Consider the following 24,758-nt stretch of genomic DNA (forward strand, 5'->3'; position numbering starts at 1 on the left):
GTCTCATCCGGCACCAGTGGGTCGATTGCGCCTTGATCCCCTCCGTCCCCCTTTTTGACCACTGCGCCTGTTGGCCGGTTCTGCGACAATGCGGCACTGCGCCATGCGGGCGCCCGTTGTGGAGATCGACCATGCTGCTGATCGGCGTTGCCGGTACTGAACTGACCGCCCAGGAACGTGAGTGGCTGCAGCACGATGCTGTGGCCGGGGTGGTGCTGTTCAAGCGCAACTTCGCTTCGCGGCAGCAGGTGACCGAACTGTCCGCGGCGATCCGCGCTGCCGCACCGCGCCCGCAGTTGATCTGCGTGGACCAGGAAGGCGGTCGCGTGCAGCGCTTCCGTGAGGGCTTCAGCGAACTGCCGCCGCTGCAGGACATCGGTGTCCAGTACGCCAGGGATCCCGACGCTGCGCTGGCATTGGCCGAGCAGCACGCCTGGCTGATGGCCAGTGAGGTCCGTGCCAGCGGCGTGGACCTGAGCTTCGCCCCGGTGGTCGACCTCGGCCGTGGCAATCGCGCCATCGGCAATCGTGCCTTCAGTGAAGACCCGCAGGTGGTGGCCGCGTTCACCGCTGCCTATGTGCGCGGCATGCATGCGGTCGGCATGGCCGCCACCCTCAAGCATTTCCCCGGCCATGGCACCGTGCTGGAAGACACCCACGTGGATACCGCGATCGATCCGCGTGCGCTGGATGAACTGCGCGCACAGGATCTGGTCCCGTTCACGGCCGGTATCGCCGCCGGCGCCGATGCGGTGATGATGGCGCACGTGATCTACCCGCAGGTCGCACCGGAACCCGCTGGTTACTCGCCGCGCTGGATCCAGCAGATCCTGCGTGGCGAGCTCGGCTTCCGCGGCGTGGTGTTCTCCGATGACATCGGCATGGCCGCCTCGCACAGCGCCGGTGGCGTGCCGGCACGCGTGCACGCACACCTGGATGCCGGCTGCGATGTGGTGCTGGTCTGCCACCCGGAGCTGGTCGATGAAGCCCTGCACGCGGTGCAGGGACGCTCCCTCAATACCGCTGCGCTGCTGGGCCTGCTCGGCCGCGGCGCGCTTGGCTGGGATGGCCTGCTGGCCGATGCCCGCCATGGCGACACCCAATCCCGTCTGCTGCAAACCCTTGGAAGAACCGTCTGATGCCGAACCTCACCATTTCCCAGGCCCTGGCCCAAGCCGACCTGCTGGTCGACCGCCCCACCATCGACAAGGCCATTGCCGGCATCGCCGACGCCATTGCGCGCGACTACCAGGGCGAGGTGCCGCTGTTCCTGTCGATCATGCACGGTGCGCTGCCGTTCGCCGGCCAGCTGGCACTGGAGCTGGGCGCGCGTGGCCAGGACGTGCAGTTCGATTACCTGCACGCCACCCGTTACCGCGGTGAGACCACCGGCGGCGACCTGGTGTGGAAGCACAAGCCGGCCACGGCGCTGTTCGGCCGCCGCGTGCTGCTGGTCGATGACATCCTCGACGAGGGTTACACCCTGCAGGGCGTGCGTACCTGGTGCCTGGAGCAGGGCGCGACCGACGTGCGTATTGCCGCGATGACCGTGAAGAAGCACGATCGCGCGCTGCCGGATGTCACCGCCGACTATGCCGGCATCGAGCTGCCGGATCGCTACGTGTTCGGTTTCGGCATGGACGTCAACGAAACCCTGCGCTGCGTGCCGGCCATCTACGCGATGAAGGAATAACAACGCGGCCGCCTGCGGCCTGCGTTTCCTGCCGCCGGCATCCTCGGGTGCCGGCGTTCTTTTTTCTCTGGAGTGCTTTCCATGCAACAGATCGCCCTGGCCGTGATTGGCGGTACCGGTGTCTACAACCTGGCCAAGCTTGACGACGTGCAGACCCACGAAGTCGACACCCGCTTCGGCAAGCCGTCCGGCCCGGTGCGGGTCGGGACATTGCTCGGTCATCGCGTGGCCTTCCTTGCACGCCATGGTGAAGGCCATTCGTTGCCGCCGCACAAGATCAACTACCGGGCCAACCTGGCCGCGCTGCAGCAGATCGGCGCGCAGCGGGTGCTGGCGCTGAACACGGTCGGTGGCATCGGTGACGATTTCGGGCCGCGCGTGCTGGCCTGCCCGGATCAGGTAATCGATTACACCTGGGGCCGCATCAGCACGATCTGCGAAGAAGAGGGCACCGATGTGGTGCACGTCGACTTCGGCCATCCGTATACGCCGATGCTGCGCAGCAAGATCCTGGCGGCGGCGAAGGTGACCGGTGTGAAGGTCCACGATGGCGGCTGCTATGGCGCGACCCAGGGCCCGCGGCTGGAAACCATCGCCGAGATCGCGCGCATGCGCCGCGATGGCTGCGATCTGGTCGGCATGACCGGCATGCCCGAAGCGGCGCTGGCGCGTGAGCTGGGGCTGGATTACGCCTGCCTGGCGATCGTTGCCAACTGGGCCGCCGGGTGCGGTGATGGTGAGGAGATCACCATGGCCGAAGTGCTCGCCAATGTGCAGGCCGCCAGCAACGGACTTCCGGAACTGGTCGGCGAATTGGCGCGGGGGTGATTGTCTTCGCGTAACAAGCTTTGCATACTCAGCTTGTGCGCGGGTTCAGCGTACACCACCCATTCATTGCATAAGGTCACGCATCACCATGCCGAACGGTACCGTCAAGTGGTTCAACGACGCCAAGGGATTTGGCTTCATCTCGCCGGAGGACGGCAGCGCCGACGTCTTCGCGCACTTCTCCGCGATCAACTCCAAGGGCTTCCGCAGTCTGCAGGAAGGCCAGAAGGTCACCTACGACGTGACCCAGGGCCCGAAGGGCGCCCAGGCCTCGAACATCGTTCCGGCCGAGTGATCCACTCGATAGTGCGTTGAAAACCCCGCTTCGGCGGGGTTTTTTTTGCTGGCCGTGAAGATGCTCTTGCGGCGGGAGCGCCTGTCCTTGCGTGCGAATGTCCCCCGGCGCCGGCCTGCGGCCATCGCCTCCTCCTTTACTTCGCACGCAAGGACAGCCGCTCCCGTTGCGGAATCGGGCGCGCCAACAGAGGCCATGAAAGCTGAGCGCTGCCACCATTGCCGGCTCTCCTGCGAAGTAAAGGAGGAGGCAGCCGCGCAGAGGCTGCCGGGGGACATTCGCAGGAGAGCCGGCAGTGGTGGCGGAGCCCGGCACATCTGCTCGGAAGAGGGGTAGCTGATGTACCGCCCCTGCGCCGGTGGCACAATGCGGGCATGACGGAACGACTGCGCATCGCCGTGATTGGATACGGCACCGCTGGCCAGGCATTGGCCATCCTGCTCACCCGTGATGGCCACGAGGTGGAGATCTTCGAACGCGTGCCGACCCCCGGGCCGGTGGGTGCGGGATTCCTGCTGCAGCCCAGCGGACTGCAGGTGCTGTGGCAGATGGGCCTGCTTGAGGCCGTGCGTGGCTACGCCATGCCGGTGAGAAGGCTGTATGGCGATACGCCGTGCGAGCGCGCGGTGATGGACATGGGCTATGACGGCCTGGATGCGCGCCTGCACGGCATGGGCATGCAGCGCGGGGCGTTGTTTTCGGTGCTGGACCAGGCGCGTGAAGGCGCCGGCGAGCTGCACGTGGGCACGACCATCGTCGAGGTCGATCACCAGCAGGGACGGCTGCGCGACAGCGACGGTCGCACGCACGGACCGTTCGATCTGGTGGTTGCCGCCGACGGCGCCGCCTCCACGCTGCGCAACGCCGTCGACGGTGGTGCGGCGCTGGACCGGGTGTACCCGTGGGGCGCGCTATGGTGCCTGTTGCCGGCTGAAGACTGGCCGCACATGCAGCAGCTGCGGCAACGCTACGTCGCCGCGCGCAAGATGATCGGCCTGCTGCCGGTGGGCACCCGACCCGGTGACGACACGCCTCGCCTGAGCTTCTTCTGGAGCCTGCCGCGTGCGGATTTCGACCGCTGGCAGGGCGACGGCATGGCGCCGTGGCTGGAAGAACTGCATGCGCTGTGGCCACAGGCGGGCGCGCGCTTCGCCCATCTGCGCGACGCCGGTCAGCTGGCGCGTGCGGTGTACCGCGATGCCGTGATGAAGCGTTGGCATCAGGGGCGGCTGGTGCTGGCAGGCGATGCAGCACATGCGATGAGCCCGCAGCTGGGGCAGGGCGTGAACATGGCGCTGCTGGATGCACTGGCACTGCGCGACGCGTTACGCACCCACGGTGGTGGCGAACCGGCATTGCAGGCCTACCAGGCGCAACGACGTGCGCATGTGGCGGTCTATCAGCGCTGGAGCCGCTGGCTGACGCCGCTGTTCCAGTCCGATCGCGATGCGTGGGCAAAGGCGCGCGATGTGCTGCTGGGGCCGATGGGACGACTGCCTGGCGGGCGTGGGCACATGCTGCGCGTGCTCAGCGGCACCCAGCACGGATGGCTGGGCGCGTTGCCGCTCGATCCGGCATTCATCCAGGCGCTTGCCGCTGCGCCCCTGCCGCTACAGGGCGTGGAAATGCCGGCCACCGCGTGAAGCCCTTCGTTACGGCATTTAACGATTGCCTCACCCCGTATGTGCGACAAGAGATGAGCACGCGGCAGCCGCGTCGCCCGCTTTCCTTTTCGTGATCGATCATCGCGTGGCCCGGGTGGCGCCGCCGTCGTTGCCTGCTGCGGCCCGGATGCGCCGCACGATGCACGAGGAGGATGCCATGTTGTTCGCGGTCGAGAAGCTGGAATCGGAAATCTGCAAGCTGCGCGGTCTGCTGCGGATGCTGCACGAGGACCAGCCCGACGTACTGGAAGATGTGTTCGAGTTTCATGTCGGCAGTCTGATCAGCCACGCATCACCGGAAAGCCACGGCCATATCCGCGCCTGCGCGCAGGAAATGCTGATGGCGATACAGGCACTGCCGCGCCACGCCGACGAGGCGACGCAGGATTTCAGCCTGATGCACGGAATCGCCACCCGCCCGTCGTAATCCCGCGCAGGTCTCGACGCGTCAGCGAACCGGTAGCGGCACTACGCTGTCTTCCACACAGGCGAGCAGCTGTTCGCCCGGTGCCAGTACAGGCACCACACCGGCGGTGAATGCCGAGAATGCCGGCAGGATGGTCACGCCGTGGCGCAGCCAGAACGCGGGGAAGCGCCGACGCAGTGCCGGCAACGCAACCTGCGGATGCACATGGCCCGCCAGCACGTGCGCGGAGGCATCGGCCAGCGGCTCGTGCCGCAGCAGGAACGGCCCCCATCGCGCGTCGTCATGCATCTGCACCTGCAGCGCCGCCTTCGGCAGATCACGGTCGTGATTGCCGCGCACCACGTGGATCTCCAGCGCGGCGTGATGTTCGCGCCAGCCAAGCCATTGCTGATACCAGGCCGCGCGATGCGCCGGGCCGTGCAGGACGTCGCCGAGGATCCATAGTTGCTGGCACTGGTGCATGGTCACCAGGTCCTGCAGGCGCTGCAGGTCATTGCCGGTGCCGCCCGACGGCAGGGCGATTCCCGCACGCCGGAACACGTCCGCCTTGCCCAGGTGCAGGTCGGCGATCAACAGCGCGCGCTGCGCCGGCCACAGCAGCGCCCGGCCGCCGAGCAGCAGCATCGACTCACCTCCCAGCTGCAGCGGAAGATCAGCGGCCATGGCGGCGCTCCAGCTGCTGCGCGGCACGCTGCACGCGCGTACGCCAGTCTTCATTGCTGAACTGCCCACGCAGGCGTTCGGCCCACAAGGGAAATGCCAGCGGGGTCAGTGATGAGGGCCGCTGCAGGGACAACGAACGTGTGGCGATGCGTGCCAGCACCTGCTGCAACCCGGGCAGGTCGAGGCTGTCGTGCAGTACTTCCTGCTCGGCCAATGCCAGCAGCAGATGCTCCGGATCGTGCTCGCGCAGCACGTCATGCAGCAGTCCGGCGGAGGCCTGCAGCTGGCGCAGCGAGCGCGGCATGCCACCCGGCAGGCTGGGTACCAGCAGGCCCGCCACGCGCGCGATGCCGCGGAACTGGCGGCGCGCCAGCTCGCCCAGGTTCACCGCTTCGCGCAGGTCCTGCAGCAGATCGCCAGCATCCAGCATTGCCCGCCAGTCCTGTTCCTGCAGATCCACCGGCGTGGCCGGAGCGAGCACCAGGCCATGGTCATTCACTGCATAGCCGATGCTGTTGCGTTGCCGACGGGTGCAGCGAAGGGCCAGCAGCGCGGCCAGCGCTTCGTGCACATGGCGGCCCGCAAAGGGATAGACGAACAGGAACTGGCCTTCGCGTCGGCGCACGTCTTCCACCAGCAGGTGGTCGGGCGATGGCGTCGCAGACAGCTGCGACTGCAATGCCAGCAGCGGCGCAAGCCACCGCGACTCCGCGCTCTGGTCGGCGCCTGACAGCACCTTTTCCAGTTCGCGGCCCAAGGGCATCGACAGTGGCAGTTGACCGCCCTGCCAGCGCGGTACCACGCCATCACCACCACCGCGCGCCACGCGCACGAACGCGGTCATGTCGCGCAGCTGCACCAGCTCCAGCAGCCGCCCCGCAAACTGGAAACGGTCGCCGCGGCGCAGGCGGCTGGCGAACTGCTCTTCCACCGCGCCCAGGCTGCCGCCACGCAGGAACTGTACGCGCACGCTGCCGTCGCTGCTGATGGTGCCGATCGACAGCCGATGGCGCAGCGCCTGGCGGCGATCGGGCATGCGGTACACGCCGTCGGCATCGCGTACCACCTTGTGGAACTCCGGGTACCGGGACAATGCACGTCCGCCCTGCACGATGAAATCGATCACCGCATTCCACTGTGCGTCCTCCAGCGCGGCGAAGGCATGCGTGCCACGGACCTGTTCCAGCAGTGCATCGGCGTTGAAGCCGCCCGCCAGCGCACGGCTGACGGCGTGCTGGGCCAATACGTCCAGCGACAACGTGGGAGGACGTCGCGCTTCGATCACCCCGTCATGCAACGCGTGCCGGGCGGCCGCGTACTCGGCCAGTTCCAGCGCATGGCTGGGAATGCACAGTATCTGGCCGCTGGCACCGGGCCGATGGCGTGCACGCCCGGCGCGCTGGCGCAGGCGCGCCACGCCCTTCGGGCTGCCCAGCTGCAGCACCTGGTCCACTTCCGGAAAGTCCACGCCCAGATCCAGGCTGGAGGTGGCCACCACGCAGCGCAGCGTGCCCGCACGCAGTCCGTCCTCGACCTGCTGTCGCAGCGTGGGATCCAATGATCCATGGTGCAGGGCGAGCGTGCCGGCATCTTCCGGCCACACGGCTGCGAGGGCCTGGTGCCACAGTTCCGCCTGCGCACGGGTATTGGTGAAGAGCAGGCTGCTGCGCGCACGGAACAGCGCGTCGAGCACGCGCGGAAGCTGGGAAAGGCCAAGATGCCCGGCCCATGGAAAGCGTTCGCCGGGTTCGGGCAGCAGGCTGCGGATCGTCACCGGCCGCTGCCGTGCACCTTCCACGATCGTTGCCTGTGGACGATGTGGCAGCAGTACGTCGCGTGCCTGTGGCAGGTTGCCCAATGTGGCCGACAGCCCCCACAGATGCATCGTCGGGGCTGCCTCACGCAGCAGCGCCAGATTCAACTGCAGCAGCACGCCGCGCTTGTTGCCCAGCATTTCGTGCCATTCGTCCACCACCACGCAGCGCAGTTGGCGCATGCGCTCAAGGGTGTCGGAATAGCTGAGCAGCAGCGCCAGCGACTCCGGCGTGGTGACCAGCACGTCGATGCGACCTTCGCGGGCCAGGCGCCGGTCGCGGTTGCTGGCATCGCCGCTGCGCAGCCCCACGCGCCAGCCCAGGCCAAGGCCGTCGATCGGTGCCCGCAGCGCACGTGCGGTATCGCTGGCCAGTGCACGCAGCGGCGTTACCCACAGCACCTGCAGCGGGCGTACCGCGCTGGCGCGACGCGGTGCGGGGGGCGGGTCGAGCATCGCCTGCAACAAGGGGCCGCCGAACATGGCAAGGGTCTTGCCGCTGCCGGTGGGCGTGTGCAGCAGGCCCGATTCGCCCGCCAGGTAATGACGCCACATGGCGCGCTGGAAGGGCAGGGGGCGCCAGCCGCGGCTGCCGAACCATGCGTGCAGGCGTTGCAGCGCATCGCTGCGCTTCATCGCGCCAGCGCCTGCAACTGGGCCAGGTGGTCGGCTTCGGCAGCCGGCTTGTCGTGGCGCCAGCGCAGGATGCGTGGAAAGCGTACGGCGATGCCGGACTTGTGGCGCGCGCTGCGGTTGACTGCTTCGAAACCAAGTTCGAACACCTGTTCGGCACTTACGCTGCGCACCGGGCCGAAGCGCTCACGGGTGTGCGCGCGGATCCAGCGATCGAGGGCGAGGATTTCCTTGTCGTCCAGACCGGAATAGGCCTTGGCCACTGGAACCAGTGTCTCGCCGTCCCAGACGCCGAAGGTGTAGTCGGTATACAGCGTGCTGCGCCGACCATGGCCTGCCTGCGCGTACAGCAACACTGCATCGATCGTGAGCGGTTCGACCTTCCACTTCCACCAGTCGCCACGGCGACGCCCGGACTGGTAGACCGAATCACGACGCTTGAGCATCAGCCCTTCCACGCCACGCTCGCGCGATGCTTCGCGCAGCTGCGCGGCATGCTGCCAATCGTCGGCGTCTACCTCGGGCGAGAGCTGAATTCGCGGATCGCCGAGCGCACCGATCACCTCGGCCAACTGCACGCGTCGCTGCTGCAGCGGCAGCGCACGCAGGTCCTCACCGTCGCGCTCAAGCAGATCGTAGGCCAGCACGCGTACCGGCGTGTTGCGCAGGGTGGCGGCGCCGGGTTTGCGGCGCTGGATGCGGGTCTGCAGGGCGGTGAATGCACGCGGCAGATTGTCGGCGTCGTCCCATGCCAGCAGCTCGCCATCGAGCACGCAGCCATCGGGCAGAGACGCTGCCGCCTGCTCGATCTCCGGGAAGCGACCGTCCAGCCGTTCTTCGCCGCGCGACCACAACGCCACCTCACCCTGGCGCCGCAGCAGCTGCAGGCGGATGCCATCCCACTTCCATTCCAGCAGCCAGTGGCTGATGTCGCCCAGCCGCTCGGTGGGCTCCCCTTCCAGCGGCGAAGCGAGGAAGAACGGGTAGGGCTGCTGACGATCGGTCGGCAGTTCTTCGGCAGACAGCAAGGTGGTAAGCAGGCCGGGGGAGGGCGCCCAGTCGCCGAGCATGCGCTGGGCGATGCGGGCGATATCCAGCCCGGACCACTCGGCCAATGCCTGCTGCACCACGCGCTGCGACACGCCAACGCGCAGCGCGCCGGTCAGCAGCTTGTTGAAGACCAGGCGTTCGGCCGATGCCAGCTGTCGCCAGCCGTCGACTACGGCGGCACGACGCACCGGCTCCGGCTGGTTGGCAACGGCAAGCAGGTGGTGTTCGATCCAGTCGGCCAGAGGCCGATCCTCGGCTTCGGTGGCCGGATCATCCAGCAGCAGGGTAAGCGTTTCAGCAAGGTCGCCGACCTGCGCGTAGCTGTCTTCGACCAGCCAGGGGGGCAGGCCGGATTCGTCGGCGATCCACGCCCGCAATTCGCCGCTGCCGGCAATTTTCCGCCGCGCGCCGCCCACTTTGCCGCCGCTGAGCAGGTACAGCGCCCACGCTGCGTCATGCGGGCGTGCGTGCTGGAAGTAATCGATCAACGCCGCGCGCTTGTCCAGCGTCGCCGTGCTGCGATCCAGCCGCTGGTACAGCGCGGCGAAGGCCTTCATTCCTCGCCTCCGAAATCGGTGCGGAACGCTTCGGCGGCAACGCCGCGTTCGCGCAGGTACGGAATCAACGCATCGGTGTTGCCGTGGGTGGCAATGACCCGCTGCGCGCCGGTCTGGGTGATGGTCTGCAGCAGCGCTGGCCAATCGGCATGGTCGGAGATCACAAAGCCACGGTCGACGTTGCGCCGGCGGCGGTTGCCGCGCAACTGCATCCAGCCCGAGGCGAAACCGAGCTGGTGACGGCCGAACCGGCGCAGCCACGGCGTACCGGCGGCCGAGGGCGGGGCCAGGATCAGCTGGCCGGCCGCATCGGGCTGACGCCCCTGTTCGGCAACGGTGAGCGTGTCGAGCATGGGCACACCGGCCTGGCGATAGACGGCCACGCCGTTGGCGATGGCGCCATGCAGCCAGGCAGGCTGGTCATCCACCGCACGCAGCTCGGCAAGCACGCGTTGCGCCTTGCCCAGCGCATAGCAGAGCAGCACTGCCGCTTCGCCCCGCTGCGCGCACTCGCGGCGCCAGGCGGCGATCTCGGCCGCCACGGCACGGGTATCGGGCCAGCGGTAGATCGGCAGCGCAAAGGTCGCCTCGGTGATGAAGGTATCGCAGGGCACCACTTCGAATGCAGTGCAGGTGGGGTCCGGCTGGCGCTTGTAGTCGCCCGACGCCACCCAGACCTGCTCACCATCATCGATGCGCACCTGCGACGAGCCGAGCACGTGGCCGGCGGGATGCAGCGATACCTGCACCCGGCCCAGCGCGAACGGCACGCCCTCGGCATGCGCGTGCAGCGGCACATCGCCCAGGCGCCAGCGCAGGATCGGCACGCTGCCGGTGCTGCAGTGGTACTCGCCCATGCCCGGACGCGCATGGTCGCCATGGCCATGGGTGATGACCGCGCGCGGTACCGGCCGCCAGGGATCGATATGGAAATCGCCTGCCGCGCAGTACAGCCCTTCCGGCCGCAGTACTACCAGATCGTCTTTGCCTGCCATGCCGTCACTGTGGCGGCCCGGTCGTGCACGTGGCGAGAATCGGCCTGAACGCGGGGTTGCCGGGCGATACGGCACAATCGGACCGCATACCTCTTGCCGGCGGGGAAGGAACCGATGAGTGGACCGAGCTTCAACAGCAGCGCCCCCTACGAAACCCATGTGGTGCTCAACCAGCCGCCGCCGTTCGCCGGCCGGCAGCTGTGGACCGACGACATCGCATTGATGGAGGCCGTGCAGCGCGAGGGCGCGGCGGCGTTCGCACCGCGGTTGGCGGTGTACGGAGGGCTGGCCGGCGACGCGCTGTACCGCATCGGCTTCGACGCCAACCGCGATCGCCCACGCCTGCGTACCCATGATGCACAGGGCCATCGCATCGATACCGTGGAATTCCATCCGGCGTATCACCAGTTGATGCAGACGGCGAAGGAACATGGCGTGGCAGGGTTGTCCTGGCACGAGCCGCAGCCCGGCGCGCATGTCGCGCGCGCTGCGCTGAGCTACCTGCACCACCAGGCCGAGGCCGGCACCAGCTGCCCGTTGACCATGACCCACGCCGCGGTAGCCGTGCTGCGCGGGCAGCCGCATCTGGCCGAGTGGTCGCGCAAGGCCGCCGCACCGGTATACGACCCGCGCGATGTGCCAGTGGCCGACAAGGCCGGCATCACCCTGGGCATGGGCATGACCGAGAAGCAGGGCGGTTCGGATGTGCGCGCCAACACCACCCGCGCCGAACCCATCGACGGCGAGCGCTATCGGCTGATCGGCCACAAATGGTTTTTCTCCGCACCCATGTGCGATGGCTTCCTGGTACTGGCGCAGGCGCCGGCCGGATTGACCTGCCTGCTGATGCCACGGCGCCTGGCCGACGGCGATCGCAATGCATTCCGCCTGATGCGCTTGAAGGACAAGCTGGGCGACTGGGCCAACGCATCCAGCGAAGTGGAGTTCTGTGGCGCACAGGCTTGGCGCGTGGGCGAGGAGGGACGCGGGGTGGCCACCATCATCGGCATGGTGATGATGACCCGGCTGGACTGCATGCTGGGCGCTGCGGCGGAAATGCGCATGGCGCTGGCGCAGGCGCTGCATCACGCGCGGCATCGGCGCACCTTCGGCAAGCCACTGTTGGACCATCCGCTGATGGGCAACGTGCTGGCCGATCTGGCGCTGGAATCGGAAGCGGCCACGGTGCTGGCGATGCGCATCGCACGCGCGGTCGATCGCGCTGGCAGCGATCCGGCCGAGGCCGCGCTCGCGCGGCTGGGTACGGCCTTGGGCAAGTACTGGATATGCAAGCGCGCACCTGCGTTCGTCAACGAAGCGCAGGAATGCCTGGGCGGTGCCGGCTACGTGGAGGAATCGATGTTGCCGCGGCTGTACCGGCAGGCACCGTTGAATTCGATCTGGGAAGGCAGCGGCAACATCCAGTGCCTGGATGTGCTGCGCGCGCTGGCGCGCGAGCCGGAGGTGCTGGCGGCGCTGCACGGTGAACTGGAGGCGGTGGCCGATCGTGATGCGCGTTATGCGTCGGCACTGCAGCAGTGGCGCGATGCGGCGGCGCCGGAGGAGGCACAGGCACGGGTGTTCTGCGAACGCACTGCCTTGCTGCTGCAGGCGGCGCTGTTGCTGCGTGCCCGCAGTCCGATGGCCGAAGCGTTCATCCGCAGCCGGCTGCACGGCGAGCATGGGTTGGCATTCGGCACGCTGCCGGCGGGGTTGGATGTGGCGGCGATGCTGGCGCGTGCGCTGCCGTAGGTGACGGCCAACGGCGAAGCCCCTCATGGTGGGCGGTGCAGGAGCGTGGGTAGGGCCGCGCGGGTGGGCTGCGCAGGGGGCGCCGTAAATACGTCCATCTAGGCTCGGGCGCGCCATTCATGGCGCTTACGCCCCTGCGCAGCCCACCCGCGCGGCCTTGGACGATTTCCGTGCGCGCCCATCACGGAATCAACAGAAGAAGCGAAAAGCAGAAAAGCCGCGGCGATGCCGCGGCTTTTCCGGTAGCGCCGGGCGATGCCCGACGAACGCGAAGGCCTTAGTGCTTGGCTTCTTCCTTGGCGGCAGTGGCCTTGGCGTCGTCAGCAACATCGCGGGCCTTGTCGGCAACCTTCTGCGCGGCATCGGCCGTGGCGTCGCTGGCGTGGGCGGCGGCATCGGTGGCTGCGACCTTGGCCTTGTCGGCGGCGGTGGCGGTCGCGGCTGCGGCGCTGTCCAGCGCCTGCTGGGTATCGGCGGCAGCCTGTTCAGAGGCGGCGGCGGTCTTGTCGGCAGCGTCGCGGGTGGCGGCAGCGGCCTTGTCGACGGCATCGCGTGCGGCGACACCGGCGCTGTCGGCGGCCTGCGCGGCATCCTGCTTGGCCTGTTCGGCTTCCGGGCCCTTGCAGGCAGCCAGTGCGAGCAGCAGGGAGGCGGCCAGCAGGGTAGTGGTCAGCGGACGGATCTTCATGGCGGTCTCCGGTACTGCAATGGATGGGGACGCCAGCCTATTCATACCGTTGTGAAGACCTGGTGGTGACCTGCGCACGGAACTGCGCGCAAAGAAAAAGCCGCTGGCGAACCAGCGGCTTCTTCAGAACAGCTTGAAGAAAGAAGTTATTACTTCTTGGCTTCTTCAGCAGCGTCCTTGGCCTGCTCAGCGGTAGCTTCGGCAGCCTTGGCGGCGTCCTTGGCTTCGCCAGCAGCGGCGTCGGTGGCAGCGCCAGCAGCCTGGGCAGCGGCGTCGACCGAAGCGTCAGCAGCGGTGGCGGCGGTGTCAGCGGCCTGCTGGGCAGCGTCGGCGGTCTGGGCGCCAGCAGCGGCGGCCTGGTCGGCAGCAGCCTGGGCTTCGGTGGCGGCCTGGTTGGCCGAAGCAGCGGCGTCCTGGGCAGCTTCCTGCTTCGAGCAGGCGGCCAGGGCCAGAGCCAGGGACATCGCGACCAGCAGCTTGTTGATGCTCATTGTGTAAATCCTCGTCGTTAGAATTAGGCAACGCGCATGCTGCGCGCCGACAACATGATGACAAGCCAAGATTGGGTGTCAAGCGATCCCGCATTCATTTTTGCGAAATAGACGTTAAACCCTTTCAGATCAACTCGATGGCGATAGCCGTCGCTTCGCCGCCGCCGATGCACAGGGTGGCAATGCCGCGCTTGCCGCCGCGCGTGCGCAATGCGTTGACCAGGGTGACCACCAGGCGTGCGCCGGAGGCGCCGATCGGATGGCCCAGCGCGCAGGCACCGCCATTCACGTTGAGCTTGTCGTGCGGGATGCCCAGTTCGCGCATCGGTGCCATCGCCACCACGGCGAAGGCCTCGTTGACTTCGAACAGATCGACCTGGTCCAGCGACCAGCCGGTCTTCGCCAGCAGGGTGTGGATGGCACCGATCGGGGCGGTGGTGAACCACTCCGGCTCCTGCGAATGGGTGGCATGGCCGACGATGCGCGCCAGCGGCTGCAGGCCGCGTGCGGCAGCATCTTCTTCGGTCAGCAGGACCACGGCGGCAGCGCCGTCGGAGATGCTGGAGGAACTGGCGGCGGTCACGCTGCCGTCCTTCTTGAAGGCCGGGCGCAGGGTCGGGATCTTGGCAATGTCCGAACGACCAGGCTGTTCGTCGCTGGCGACCTCGACTTCACCCTTGCGGGTGGCGACCTTCACCGCAACGATCTCGTCGGCGAAGGCGCCGTTGGCCTGGGCTGCCTGTGCGCGCTTGACCGATTCGATGGAGTAGGCGTCCTGCTCTTCGCGGGTGAACTGGTACTTGTCCACGGCGCATTCGGCGAACTCGCCCATGGCCTTGCCGTCATAGGCATTGACCAGGCCGTCGTGGGCCATGTGGTCCACCGCCTGGAAGTTGCCGAAACGGTTGCCGGTGCGCGAATTGGGCAGCAGGTGCGGCGCGTTGGACATCGACTCCATGCCGCCGGCGACCACGACCTTGGCCGAACCGGCCTTGATCAGGTCATGCCCGAGCATGATGGCCTTCATGCCCGAACCGCAGACCTTGTTGAGGGTGGTGGCGCCGACCGACAGCGGAATACCGGCGGCGATCGCTGCCTGGCGGGCAGGGGCCTGGCCGAGATTGGCCGGCAGCACGCAGCCCATCAGGACTTCGGAGACGTCGCTGGCAGGCACGCCCGACTGTTCCAGCGCGGCGGCGATGGCGGCAGCGCCGAGGGTCGGGGTCGGAACGCCGTTGAACTGGCCGAGGAAGGAGCCGATGGCGGTGCGCTTGGCGGCGGCGATGACGATGTTGGACATGGCAATCTCGTTGATGCGTGAGCAATGTTCGGAAAGGAGACGACGGGCGTTGGATACGGCGCCGTTTCCCGGCAGACTGCGTGGGGGTCGGCCCAGTATAGAGGGTCGGCGAAGACTGCCGCTGGGCAGTACTGGATGCCTGCCCGGATGGCGGCAGGCCAACGTTCATGGGAAGGAAACGATGGAACGTAAGACGATGGGAAGGTCGGTCCTGGCATCGGCGCTGGCGGTGGCGCTGACGGCGTGTGGCGGTGGAGGCGGCGGCAGCAACGTGCGCATCGACCCGCCCCCGACCACGCCTCCGGTCACGCCCCCGGTCACCCCGCCTCCCGCTGCCAGACCGCTGGAGCCGGCCGTGGATGCGCATCTGGCACAGACCAACGCGCGTCCCGCACAGGCCACCGGCGCGACCGGTCGCGGCGTGCGCATCGGCATCGTCGATTCGGGCGTGCTGCGCAGTGCCGAGGCGCTGAACGGACGGGTGGTGGCCAACCTCAACTACATCGACCCGAGCCGCAACAATCTCAACGTCGATGACGTGCTTGGCCATGGCACGGCCGTCGCCAGCCTGGCGGCCGGTGTACCGGTGGGGGTCTGGCCCGGCGGCATCGCACAGGGGGCGGAGATCGTCTCGGCACGCATCATTTCCGACACCACGCCCAAGGATGACGGCAGTGGCCGGGGCAATTCCTTCAGCGGCACGCTGGGCGTGGCCGGCGTCCACCAGGACCTGATCAACTACGGCGTGAAGGTGATGAACAATTCCTGGGGCGGCCTGTACTGGACTGACCTCGGCACCACAGCGCAGGTCGCGGGCGAATATCGCCCCTTCATCATCAATCACGGTGGCCTCGTGGTGTTCGCCGCAGGCAACGAAGGGCGCGACCAGCCCAGCAGCGTGGCCGCGCTGCCCAGCCAGCGTGGCTTCGGCGGATCGCTGCCGGCAGCGGATCTGGAAAAAGGCTGGCTGGTAGCTACTGCGATTGATCCGAACAAGCCCGGTGAACGTGCGCCGTGGGCCAATGCCTGTGGCGACGCCGCGCGCTATTGCCTGACCGCTCCCGGCAGCGCGGTGTTTCCGGAGCCGGGTACCGGCAAGTACCTGTGGAACTACGGTACGTCCTTTGCCGCGCCGCTGATCTCCGGTGCTGCGGCGCTGGTCTGGCAGCGCTATCCCTACTTCGACAACGACCTGGTACGGCAGACCCTGCTCGGCACCGCCACCGACATCGGTGCGCCGGGCGTCGATCCCATCTACGGCTACGGCATGCTCAACGTCGGCAAGGCGGTGAACGGTCCCGGCCGCTTCGACTGGGGCGATGTCACGGTCAATGTCGACGCGGCCTCTTCGGGCTCGATCTGGAGCAACGACATCACCGGCGCTGGCGGCCTGATCAAGCGCGGCGATGGCCGGCTGGAGCTGAGCGGTAACAACAGCTACAGCGGTGCGACCCGCATCGAGCGCGGCACCCTGGCCCTGCGCGGTGGCGCCGTGATCCGTTCCAATATCAGCGTTTCCGGTGCCGGCGGTGCCTCGATGGCCGGCCTGCAGTTCATGCCCGGCACGCCGCGGGTGATCGGCAACGTCGACAACGGCGCCAGCGTGGTGCTGGTCAACGCCAACACCACCGCGACCATCGAAGGCAATTACAGTCAGCGGCCGGATGCGCAGCTGATCGTCGCGCTGGGGGTGAACGCGCTGCAGGTCACCGGCACCGCACGCCTGGCCGGCGGCGTGGTGGTCGATGGCATCGTGTCCGGTTACGTGCCGCAGGTCGGCAGCCGCCAGGGTCTGGTCCATGCCAACGGCGGTATCAACGGCACGTTCACCACGCCGGTGGCCAACACCGGCGCCAACGGCCTGACCCTGCTGCAGGCGCAGTACGGCTATGGCAGCAACGACGCGTGGATGGACCTGACCCAGGTCAACGTTTCGGCAGCCGCATCGGGCCTGGGCGCCAATGCACAGGCATCGGCACTGCGGGTGCAGTCGGCATTCACCGCGCTGGACCGCAATGCGGATCTGCAGGGCTCGGCGTTCGGCATGGCCGCAGGCGCGCTGCAGCGTACGTCTGGCGGAACCGATGGCCTGTCGGCGAGCCTGGAGAGCCTGTCCGGACAAGCACATGCGCGCGCTGAAGCGTCGACCTTCGACAGCGTGGACATGTCGCGCCGCGCGGTTGCCGAGCGCTTCGACCGCGTGCAGGCTGCGCCGAAGCTGCGTGGCGCCTGGCAGAGCGCGCTGGGTGAAGCCGGGCAGGGCAGCTTTGCCGGCAACGCCGCCGACAGCCAGGGCTGGATGGCCGGCCAGGACGTGGCACTGGGCAGCAACGGCCTGCTGGGCATGGCCTTTGGCGAAACCCGCAGCAACGGCGGCAGCAACTTCAGTGGTGACCGTGGGCGTGACCGCCAGGCGCAGGCGCAGTTGTATGCCGGCTGGAACCTGGGGCGTGGCTATGCGCTGGCCCAGTTCGGCACCGGCCAGTTCACCCGGGAACTGGATCGCCAGTTGCTGCTGGGTGCCGGTGCCTACGGTGTGTCCGCGCGCTACGGCGGACGTTTCAGCAGTGCCAGCGTTGAAGGCGGCTATCGTTTCGGGCGCATCGGTGCGTCGTTGACACCGTACCTGGGAGCCAGCAGCACCCGCCTGGATACCGATGGCTTCAGCGAGCAGGGCGGCTTCGGCTTCGGCCTGCGCGGTGAGGCGTCGCGTGCACAGCGCAGCCAGATGCTGGCGGGCCTGCGGGGTGAGCGGCAGTGGGGTCGTTGGACCCTGCGCGGCCATGCCGAATGGCAGCAACGGCTGGATGGCGGTCAGCAGGCCTGGCAGGCAAGTTTCGTTGGCGTTGAGGCCTGGGCGCCGTTGGCCGGTGTTGACGCACCGCGTGGCAGTGCCTTGTTCGGCCTGGCGCTGGAATCGTGGTGGGGCCGCAATGGCCGCCTGAGCCTGGGCATCGACCAGCGCGTGGGTGGCGATGATGCACGTCAGGCGGCGCTGCGCTACAGCACCGGTTTCTGATCATGGCGCCGGGCGTGCTGCCCGGCGCGTTCATCCGGCGGTGCCGACCCACGGTCGGCACGCGTCCGGTTGCCGGGGGCGGCGCTCAGCCGCCGCGCAGGTCGCCCAGGCGCGGTCTGCTGCGGCCCAGCGGCATCTTCAGCTTGCCGATCGACAGGATGCGCGCTTCTGCGATCCGGTCAGCCGCGCGCTGCGGGGCAATGTTCTCGCGCTGCGACAGTTCGAAGATGCGCGTCAGGTTGTGGTAGATGCTGCGGATCAGCCGCATCGCGCGCTCGCGGTTGTAACCGTCGATTTCCAGCGACACGTTCATCACGCCACCAGCGTTGACCGCGTAGTCGGGGGCATACAGGATGCCGCGCGCATGCAGCTCGTCGCCGATCTCCAGGCTGGACAGCTGGTTGTTGGCGGTGCCACAGATGATCTTCGCCTTGATCCGCGGCAGCGTGTCGGCGTTGATCGCGCCTTCCAGCGCGCACGGCGCGAACACATCGGCGTTCACTTCGTGGATCTCGTCCGGCTTGACTGCCTCGGCGCCGAAATCGTTGACTGCACGATCCACCAGCGCGCTGTCCAGGTCGGTGACATACAGCTTGGCGCCACGGTCGCGCAGCAGCTTCACCAGTTCCATGCCGATATGGCCCAGGCCCTGCACCGCGATGCTGGTCTTGCCCACTTCCTCATGGCCGAACTTGAAGCGCATCGAGGCCATCAACGCCTGCAGCGCGCCATAGGCGGTGAACGGCGCCGGATCTCCCGAGCCGCCATGGACCTGGTGCACGCCGGTGACGAACTGGCTCTCCAGGTAGATGTTCTCCATGTCGTTGACGTCGGTGCCGACGTCCTCGGCCGTGATGTAGCGACCACCCAGCGAATCGACATAGCGGCCGAACGCGCGGAACAGCACTTCGGTCTTGTCGACCTTGGGGTCGCCGATGATCACCGCCTTGCCGCCACCGACATTGAGACCGGCCAGCGCATTCTTGTAGGTCATCGTGCGGCTCAGCCGCAGCACATCGGCCAGCGCATCGTCGGTGCTGGCGTAGGGGCGCATGCGCACCCCGCCCAGGGCAGGGCCCAGGGTGGTGTTGTGGATGGCGATGATTGCCCGCAGGCCGGCATCCTGGTTGTGGCAGAACACCACCTGTTCGTGGCCGGTGGTTGCGAGGGTTTCGAATAGCATGGGGTCTCCGATGGCGCGATCTGCGGTGAACTGCGGCGAACTGCCAATGAACGGTAGGGTCCGAAAACAAAAAAAGCGACGTCGTCGGTACAGGGGGACGGGTCGCGCGGCGCCATTCTAGTCCATTCGCCCGGGATATGCCGTCGACGCCGGACGCGCCCGGGTTAAAGAAGATGAAAGTGCGGCCGATGCTGCGACGACGGCAGGTCGCCGGATGTGATGAAGGCGCAGGGGCAGGCAGTGGCAGCAGGACAACGACAGGATGGGCGGCGATGACCGCAGCGTGGTGGCGATCTGTGCTCCGTTGGCTGTCGCAGCTGACCGGGCAGGCCCCGGCACGCCTGGCCGCAGCCCCCCGCCAGGCCGTGGCGGCCGCGGCGGCCAGCCTGCAGGGCGACGCCTTGCCGGCGGCCGAGGTCGCCGCCCACCTGCAGCGCGGACTGCACGCGCTGGCCCTGTATCCGCGCTTGGCAGGCGAACCGGCGGCGGTCAGCGCATCGGGTCTGGCCGAAGCGGTGGACCGCGCGCTGCAGGACCGCGACTGGGCTACCCGGCAGCTGCCGCGGCGCCCGCAACTGCTGCCGCAGCTGATCCAGACGGTCAATGACGACGTTGCATCGGCGCGGGTGATGGCGGCGATCATCGGCCAGGATCCGGTGCTGACCGGCAACCTGCTGCGGATCGCCAACAGCCCGGCCTACAAGGTGCACGAGCGGCCCGTGGAAAGCCTGCAGCGGGCGGTGACCCTGGTCGGCACCGAAGGTGTGCGGCAGATCATCAGCGCCGTGCTGGTGCAGCCGGTGATGCAGGTGCAGTGCGAGGTGTTCCCGCAGTTCAGTTCGATCATATGGGAGCACGCGCTGCTGGCGTCGCGCGCGGCCGCCGACCACGCCCGCACGGTCACCTTCGGCGATGCCTTCGCTGCGCAATGGCTGGGCCTGGTGCAGGGCCTGGGCGCGGCGCTGGTCATGCGTCAACTGCTGCAGGAAGCACAGGTGCGTGGCGAAGAAGTGGAGCCCGCGCTGGCCCTGCAGTTGCTGCAGCAGTGGTCACTGCCGTTGGCGCAGCGGGTGGCAGCAGCGTGGGAACTGCCCGAACCGGTGCATCAGGCCCTGGCGCCTGATGCAGACGGTCCGCTGGCCGACAGCCTGCGCCTGGCCAGCGCCGCTGCGGCGGCCAGCCTGCTGTGCCGGCACGGGCATGCCAGCCAGGGCCGCATGCTGGCCTTGCTGGAACAATTGCCGGCAGCGCCGCCACATGCGCTGCGCTGGATCTGGCGGCGCCTGCACGGGCGCAATGTGGAAACCCTGGACGAAAGCCTGCACGGCGATGGTGAGGGGAACGCCCCCTGATCGTTACAGCTGGGATTCCAGCGGCAGCCAGCTGATCACCCGTGCCGTCCAGCGTTTGCCGAGGCTGCTGCCGGGCTCGGCATCGACCCAGTGCGGCGGCGGCTCGCGCTGCAGCCAGCGCAGCTCATCATCAGCGCCGAGCGCAAGCCACCAGCTGTGTTCCGGGCTGGCCAGGCGCAGGTATTCCGCGCGCAGCTGTGCGCCCAGCACCGGGTCGTCGAACAGCACGCCCATCTCGGTGTTGAGATAGGCCGAACGCGGATCGAGGTTGAACGATCCGACGAACCCGCGCCGGTCGTCGACCAGCAATGCCTTGGTGTGCAGGCTGGCGCCGCTGCTGCCGAACAGGCTGCCGTCACCGGCCTGGCCGTTCGCCTTCAGTTCGTACAGCTGCACGCCGGCCTTCAGCAGCGGCACCCGGTAGCCCATGTAGCCACCGTGCACGGCAGCCACATCGTTGGCCGCCAGTGAGTTGGTCACCACGCCGACCTGGGCGTCGCGGCCGGCCATCGCCGAAAGGCCGTCCAGCCCTTCGCTGCCGGGGACGAAGTACGGCGAGATCAACAGTGCCTTGTAGCGCGTCGACTGCAGCTGTTGGACCAGCTCGGTGACCAGCCAGTCGTCGTGTGCATCGTCGTGGTGCTTCATCGGTGGATCGGACACGATCCGTACCTGCCTGCTCCAGTGCAGCGGCTCCGGGCTGGCACGCTGGCGCTGGCGCGACTCGGCCACGCGCTGCAGGTACGGTTGGGCCTGCGCATGCAGCGCGTCCAGATCGGACTGGCGCACCAGCTGGCGCAGCTGTGCATCGGTATAGGTTGCCAGCGCCGAGATCGGAATCGCCGCGTCGCTGTTCCAGTAGTCGTCGAAGATCTGGTTGGCCTGCTGCACGGCCGGGCCGGCTACCACCAGGTCCAGGTCCTGGAAATTCACGTCGCTGCGCGCGCTGAAATATTCCTCGCCGATGTTGCGGCCACCCACGATCGCGATGCGGCCATCGGCGATCCAGCTCTTGTTGTGCATGCGGTGGTTCACGCTGAAGGCGCGTTGCACCAGCTCCAGCGTGCGGGCCAAGCCACTGCGGTTGCGGAACGGGTTGTACAGGCGAAGCTCGATGTTGGGATGCGCATCGAGCGCCATCATCAGCGCATCCTTGTCCTTGGCATTCATGTCATCAAGCAGGATGCGCACGCGCACGCCACGTTCGGCAGCGTCGTACAGCGCCTTGGCCATCAAGTGGCCGATCAGGTCGTCGTGCCAGATGTAGTACTGCAGGTCCAGGCTGCGGCCGGCGTGCTCGGTGATCATCGCGCGGGCAGCGAACGCATCCATGCCATCGCTGAGGAAGGCCACGCCCGACTGCCCGGGATGGGCGGCCTGCAGGGGCATCATCTGCCGATCGATGGGCGTCTGCGCAGGTTGCAGCGGCAGTACCTGCGACGCTTCGCCGCGCGCCTGCGGGGCCAGGTGGTCGGCCAGCAGCAGGCCGGACAGCACCAGCAGAAGCAGGGCGGCGATGATGATCGCGGCCACGCGCAGCAGGCGTCGCCATAAAGGTTTGCGCAGACTCATGACGCCGATGGTAGATCCTGGCTACGCATGGAGGTAGATCCACGCCATGCGTGGAAGAACTGCCACCGGTAGATCCACGCCATGCGTGGATGAAGCGCCGTGACTCAGAACCGCTCGTCGCTGCCCAGATAGCGCCACTGGCCCACGGCCAGCGGGCCCAGCGCCACCCGGCCGATGCGCAGGCGGCGTACGGCCACGACCTGCAGGCCGGCAGCCGTCACCGCCGTCCTCAGTCCCTTCGCGGTCAGTCCCTTGCCTGCAAAACGCAGGCGCTGCTCGCTCTGCCAGCTGACCTTCGGGCCGCCTGCTTCATGCTGCAGCCGGGCCATCAGCCACGGGCCACGTTCCGGGCCGCCTTCAGCCACTTCGACCAGGTACTCCTGTTCGGTGCGGCCCAGGTTGCGCTGCAGGTGCGCGAGCACCGCCGGATCCTGGCTGACCACCACCAGCCCGTTGTCGTCGGCCGGCAGCGAGGATGCCAGCTGCAGGCCGTGGAAGTGCCGCTGCAGCGGGCGGATGTCACTGGCATCCAGTTCGCTGCGGGTCTCGGTGCGGATCAGCGCGCACAGGGTATCGGCTGGCACGCCCGCCGGTTTGTGAAGCAGCATGCTGGCGCGCTCGGCCTTGCTGTCGCTGGCCTGCTCGGCCACCACGATGCTGGCGCTCTCGTCCACCGGGCGCTGCGGCTGTTCCACCACTTCGCCATCGACGCTGACCCAGCCGCCCTCGATGTAGCGCCGCGCTTCACCGCGCGGGATGCCGAGCAGGGCGGACAGGCGTTTGTCGAGTCGGGTCGGTTCCATGGCGAAAGGTCGGGCAGGGGGCGCGCAGTGTAGCCGCTACGCCGGCTCAGCGCTGGCCGCGGTTGGCCAGCTCGGTCAGGTACAGGCGGGTATCGAACTCCAGCTGCAGGTAATCCGGCTCCATGTGCTGGCACAGCTGGTAGAAGGCCTTGTTGTGGTCGGCCTCCCTCAGATGGGCCAGCTCGTGCACCACGATCATGCGCAGGAAGGCGGCTGGCGCCTGCCGGAACACGGTGGCGATGCGGATCTCGCGGCTGGCCTTGAGCCGGCCGCCGTGTACACGGGAAATGGCGGTGTGGGTGCCCAGGGCATGCTTGATGACCTCCAGCGTGTTGTCGTAGCAGACCTTGTTGAGCGGCACCGACTTGCGCAGGTAGCGGTCCTTCATGTCCTGGGTGTAGTCGTACAACTGGCGGTCGCTGCGCACCTCATGCGGGTCGGGGTAGCGCTGCTGCAGCCAGGGGCCGAGCTTGCCCTGTGCCAGCAGATCGCTGACCTGGGCGACCAGGGGTTCGGGGTAGCCGGTGAGGTACTTCAGGACAGCCATGCAGGGGCGTCGGCGCGTCGGTAGAATGGGGCATCCAGATTACACGCGGTACGTATCGACCATGGCAAAGCCCAACGCGCTGCAGGAACAATTGCTCAAGGCCGGCCTGGCCAAGAAGTCGCAGGCCAGTGCCGCCGCGCGTGAACAGGCCAAGGCCCGCCAGGGCAAGGCCGAGTCGACGTCGGCGGAGGTCCAGCGTGAAGCTGAACGCGCGCGCGCCGAGAAGATCGAGCGTGACCGTGCGCTGGCTGCCGAGCGCAACGCGCAGGCCAAGCAGGCTGAGCGCAAGGCGCAGGCCAAGCAGATCATCAGCGCCCACGCCGTGCCGCACAAGGGCGAGGACGAGTACCGCTTCAGCGATGGCGCAGTGATCCGCACCCTGTTGATCGATACCAAGCTGCGCAAGGCGTTGTCGGTGGGCGTGCTGGTCATTGTGGCCCATGGCGATGGCTACGCGGTGCTGCCACGCGCGGCAGCGGAGAAGGTGCGTGAACGCGCCCCGGAAGCCATCATCGTCGACCATGGCACGCCCGGCTCCAGCGCCGAGATCTCCACCGGCAACGCCGAGGACGACGCCTACTACGCACAGTTCCAGGTCCCCGACGACCTGGTCTGGTAAGGCGGCGCTGAACCGGCCGCAGCGTCCGCCGGGCATGGCCCGGCGCTACCGATTGCGGCGGGGTGTATTGTCCCCATATCAGGCGACACACCTGCGGAGGATGACCATGGCTACCGGTTGGGCCGGAGATGGCGCGGTCCAGGACCAGATCGACGCCACCGTCGACGATGCGATTGCCCGCGCGCGGCGCCAGCTGCGCCAGGGCCCGGGTCTGGAACACTGTGAGGAATGCGACGCGCCGATTCCCTTGGCGCGGCGTCAGGCAGTGCCTGGCGTACGGCTGTGCGTGAACTGTCAGCAGGCGCACGACCAAGAGGAACAGGCGCAGAGTGGCTACAACCGCCGGGGCAGCAAGGACAGCCAACTGCGGTGAAGGGTGTTCGGCAGGGCTGGGCCCTGCACCCGCGGTAGTGCCGGCCGCTGGCCGGCAACCTTGAGAGCAACAGCAACAGCAAGAGCAAGAGCGGCATTCCGTGGGATGGCGGCGTGGGCCCGGTTGCGGGAGACGCCGTAAACCCATCCATGGGGGCTTGGCCGCGGCATCCATGCCGCGGACACTCCCGCAACCGGACCCACCCCGCCTTCGACAGGTTCCCGCGATCTGTCATGGATCCACGCCACGTGTGGATGAATCTCGATGGAAATCAATATTTCGATATTGGATCGAAGAGCATCCACGCGTGGCGTGGATCTACGTGTCGACCAAGGTCGACACCTGCCAACAGCAGCGGAGATATGTCGAAGGCGGGGTGGGGCCGGTGGCAGGGGCGTGAGCCGCATGGATGCGGCGACCGAGCTTACATGGACGTACTTG

22 protein-coding genes are annotated in these 24,758 nt (G+C 67.7%); 11 read left to right on the plus strand and 11 right to left on the minus strand.

Translation table 11 applies throughout. From position 1 onward, the window contains the following. Positions 1-131: 131 nt before the first annotated feature. The 6 genes from nagZ to AC3WTC_RS17660 all read left to right on the plus strand — a co-directional run bounded on the left by nagZ (position 132) and on the right by AC3WTC_RS17660 (position 4,907). On the plus strand, positions 132-1,139 hold the full coding sequence (gene nagZ / locus AC3WTC_RS17635; protein WP_025879181.1) for a beta-N-acetylhexosaminidase: 1,008 nt from the start codon (positions 132-134) through the stop codon (positions 1,137-1,139). Next, complete coding sequence (locus tag AC3WTC_RS17640) at positions 1,139-1,693, plus strand: hypoxanthine-guanine phosphoribosyltransferase (RefSeq protein WP_025879180.1); 555 nt, start codon at positions 1,139-1,141, stop codon at positions 1,691-1,693. Before nagZ ends, AC3WTC_RS17640 begins: the two co-directional genes overlap by 1 nt. Positions 1,694-1,774: 81 nt before the next feature. Then, entirely contained in the window at positions 1,775-2,521 is a 747-nt protein-coding gene (locus tag AC3WTC_RS17645; RefSeq protein ID WP_025879179.1) for an S-methyl-5'-thioinosine phosphorylase, read from the plus strand. 88 nt (positions 2,522-2,609) lie between these two features. Further along, positions 2,610-2,816, plus strand: coding sequence for a transcription antiterminator/RNA stability regulator CspE (cspE, locus tag AC3WTC_RS17650; protein ID WP_019183439.1), 207 nt, complete (start codon positions 2,610-2,612; stop codon positions 2,814-2,816). A 374-nt stretch (positions 2,817-3,190) separates the two neighbouring features. Next, positions 3,191-4,459, plus strand: coding sequence for an FAD-dependent oxidoreductase (locus tag AC3WTC_RS17655; RefSeq protein ID WP_033831732.1), 1,269 nt, complete (start codon positions 3,191-3,193; stop codon positions 4,457-4,459). Positions 4,460-4,637: 178 nt separating this feature from the next. After that, a complete protein-coding gene (locus AC3WTC_RS17660) occupies positions 4,638-4,907 on the plus strand; it encodes a hypothetical protein (RefSeq protein WP_317850554.1) in 270 nt (89 codons plus the stop codon). A 21-nt stretch (positions 4,908-4,928) separates the two neighbouring features. Here AC3WTC_RS17660 and pdeM read toward each other — a convergent pair whose 3' ends face one another. Genes pdeM through AC3WTC_RS17680 form a run of 4 tightly spaced genes read right to left on the minus strand, consistent with a single transcriptional unit; the run spans position 4,929 to position 10,618 of the window. Beyond that, positions 4,929-5,570 (minus strand): ligase-associated DNA damage response endonuclease PdeM, encoded by a 642-nt coding sequence (pdeM, locus tag AC3WTC_RS17665; protein WP_134832923.1) that lies wholly within the window; start codon positions 5,568-5,570, stop codon positions 4,929-4,931. Further along, positions 5,560-8,019: a ligase-associated DNA damage response DEXH box helicase gene (locus tag AC3WTC_RS17670; protein WP_492712098.1), complete on the minus strand. Its 2,460-nt coding sequence runs from the start codon at positions 8,017-8,019 to the stop codon at positions 5,560-5,562. Before AC3WTC_RS17670 ends, pdeM begins: the two co-directional genes overlap by 11 nt. Beyond that, on the minus strand, positions 8,016-9,623 hold the full coding sequence (locus AC3WTC_RS17675) for an ATP-dependent DNA ligase (RefSeq protein WP_492712099.1): 1,608 nt from the start codon (positions 9,621-9,623) through the stop codon (positions 8,016-8,018). The genes AC3WTC_RS17670 and AC3WTC_RS17675 overlap by 4 nt, the downstream gene beginning before the upstream one ends. Beyond that, positions 9,620-10,618: a ligase-associated DNA damage response exonuclease gene (locus tag AC3WTC_RS17680; protein WP_032977105.1), complete on the minus strand. Its 999-nt coding sequence runs from the start codon at positions 10,616-10,618 to the stop codon at positions 9,620-9,622. The genes AC3WTC_RS17675 and AC3WTC_RS17680 overlap by 4 nt, the downstream gene beginning before the upstream one ends. A 114-nt stretch (positions 10,619-10,732) precedes the next feature. Here AC3WTC_RS17680 and AC3WTC_RS17685 point away from each other — a divergent pair, with 114 nt between their 5' ends. After that, positions 10,733-12,370 carry an acyl-CoA dehydrogenase family protein gene (locus AC3WTC_RS17685; RefSeq protein WP_223486239.1) on the plus strand — a complete coding sequence of 546 codons (1,638 nt, stop codon included), beginning with the start codon at positions 10,733-10,735 and terminating at the stop codon, positions 12,368-12,370. 277 nt (positions 12,371-12,647) lie between these two features. Here AC3WTC_RS17685 and AC3WTC_RS17690 read toward each other — a convergent pair whose 3' ends face one another. The 3 genes from AC3WTC_RS17690 to AC3WTC_RS17700 all read right to left on the minus strand — a co-directional run bounded on the left by AC3WTC_RS17690 (position 12,648) and on the right by AC3WTC_RS17700 (position 14,849). Next, the gene (locus AC3WTC_RS17690; protein ID WP_025879171.1) at positions 12,648-13,058 is read right to left on the minus strand and encodes a hypothetical protein; all 411 of its coding nucleotides are present in this window, start codon (positions 13,056-13,058) and stop codon (positions 12,648-12,650) included. 149 nt (positions 13,059-13,207) lie between these two features. Further along, positions 13,208-13,549 (minus strand): hypothetical protein, encoded by a 342-nt coding sequence (locus tag AC3WTC_RS17695; protein WP_025879170.1) that lies wholly within the window; start codon positions 13,547-13,549, stop codon positions 13,208-13,210. Between the two features lie 124 nt (positions 13,550-13,673). Beyond that, entirely contained in the window at positions 13,674-14,849 is a 1,176-nt protein-coding gene (locus tag AC3WTC_RS17700; RefSeq protein WP_025879169.1) for a thiolase family protein, read from the minus strand. 181 nt (positions 14,850-15,030) lie between these two features. On the opposite strand from AC3WTC_RS17700, the gene AC3WTC_RS17705 reads away from it, so the two are divergent. Further along, complete coding sequence (locus AC3WTC_RS17705; RefSeq protein WP_492712101.1) at positions 15,031-17,868, plus strand: S8 family serine peptidase; 2,838 nt, start codon at positions 15,031-15,033, stop codon at positions 17,866-17,868. Positions 17,869-17,953: 85 nt separating this feature from the next. Here AC3WTC_RS17705 and AC3WTC_RS17710 read toward each other — a convergent pair whose 3' ends face one another. Further along, on the minus strand, positions 17,954-19,051 hold the full coding sequence (locus AC3WTC_RS17710; protein WP_492712102.1) for a Glu/Leu/Phe/Val dehydrogenase dimerization domain-containing protein: 1,098 nt from the start codon (positions 19,049-19,051) through the stop codon (positions 17,954-17,956). A gap of 272 nt (positions 19,052-19,323) precedes the next feature. Here AC3WTC_RS17710 and AC3WTC_RS17715 point away from each other — a divergent pair, with 272 nt between their 5' ends. Continuing rightward, positions 19,324-20,403 carry an HDOD domain-containing protein gene (locus tag AC3WTC_RS17715; protein ID WP_059064774.1) on the plus strand — a complete coding sequence of 360 codons (1,080 nt, stop codon included), beginning with the start codon at positions 19,324-19,326 and terminating at the stop codon, positions 20,401-20,403. Between the two features lie 3 nt (positions 20,404-20,406). Here AC3WTC_RS17715 and AC3WTC_RS17720 read toward each other — a convergent pair whose 3' ends face one another. The 3 genes from AC3WTC_RS17720 to AC3WTC_RS17730 all read right to left on the minus strand — a co-directional run bounded on the left by AC3WTC_RS17720 (position 20,407) and on the right by AC3WTC_RS17730 (position 23,325). After that, on the minus strand, positions 20,407-21,975 hold the full coding sequence (locus AC3WTC_RS17720; protein ID WP_492712104.1) for a phospholipase D family protein: 1,569 nt from the start codon (positions 21,973-21,975) through the stop codon (positions 20,407-20,409). A gap of 104 nt (positions 21,976-22,079) precedes the next feature. Further along, positions 22,080-22,778, minus strand: a complete 699-nt coding sequence (locus AC3WTC_RS17725) for an RNA pseudouridine synthase (protein ID WP_492712106.1) — start codon at positions 22,776-22,778, stop codon at positions 22,080-22,082. A gap of 46 nt (positions 22,779-22,824) precedes the next feature. Beyond that, positions 22,825-23,325: a M48 family metallopeptidase gene (locus AC3WTC_RS17730; protein WP_025879163.1), complete on the minus strand. Its 501-nt coding sequence runs from the start codon at positions 23,323-23,325 to the stop codon at positions 22,825-22,827. 61 nt (positions 23,326-23,386) lie between these two features. Here AC3WTC_RS17730 and AC3WTC_RS17735 point away from each other — a divergent pair, with 61 nt between their 5' ends. Next, positions 23,387-23,944: a DUF2058 domain-containing protein gene (locus AC3WTC_RS17735; RefSeq protein WP_025879162.1), complete on the plus strand. Its 558-nt coding sequence runs from the start codon at positions 23,387-23,389 to the stop codon at positions 23,942-23,944. A 106-nt stretch (positions 23,945-24,050) separates the two neighbouring features. After that, complete coding sequence (locus tag AC3WTC_RS17740) at positions 24,051-24,317, plus strand: DksA/TraR family C4-type zinc finger protein (protein ID WP_223486230.1); 267 nt, start codon at positions 24,051-24,053, stop codon at positions 24,315-24,317. The last annotated feature ends 441 nt before the right edge of the window (positions 24,318-24,758 follow it).

The sequence above is a fragment of the Stenotrophomonas sp. FW305-C-20-S1 genome (assembly GCF_058783335.1).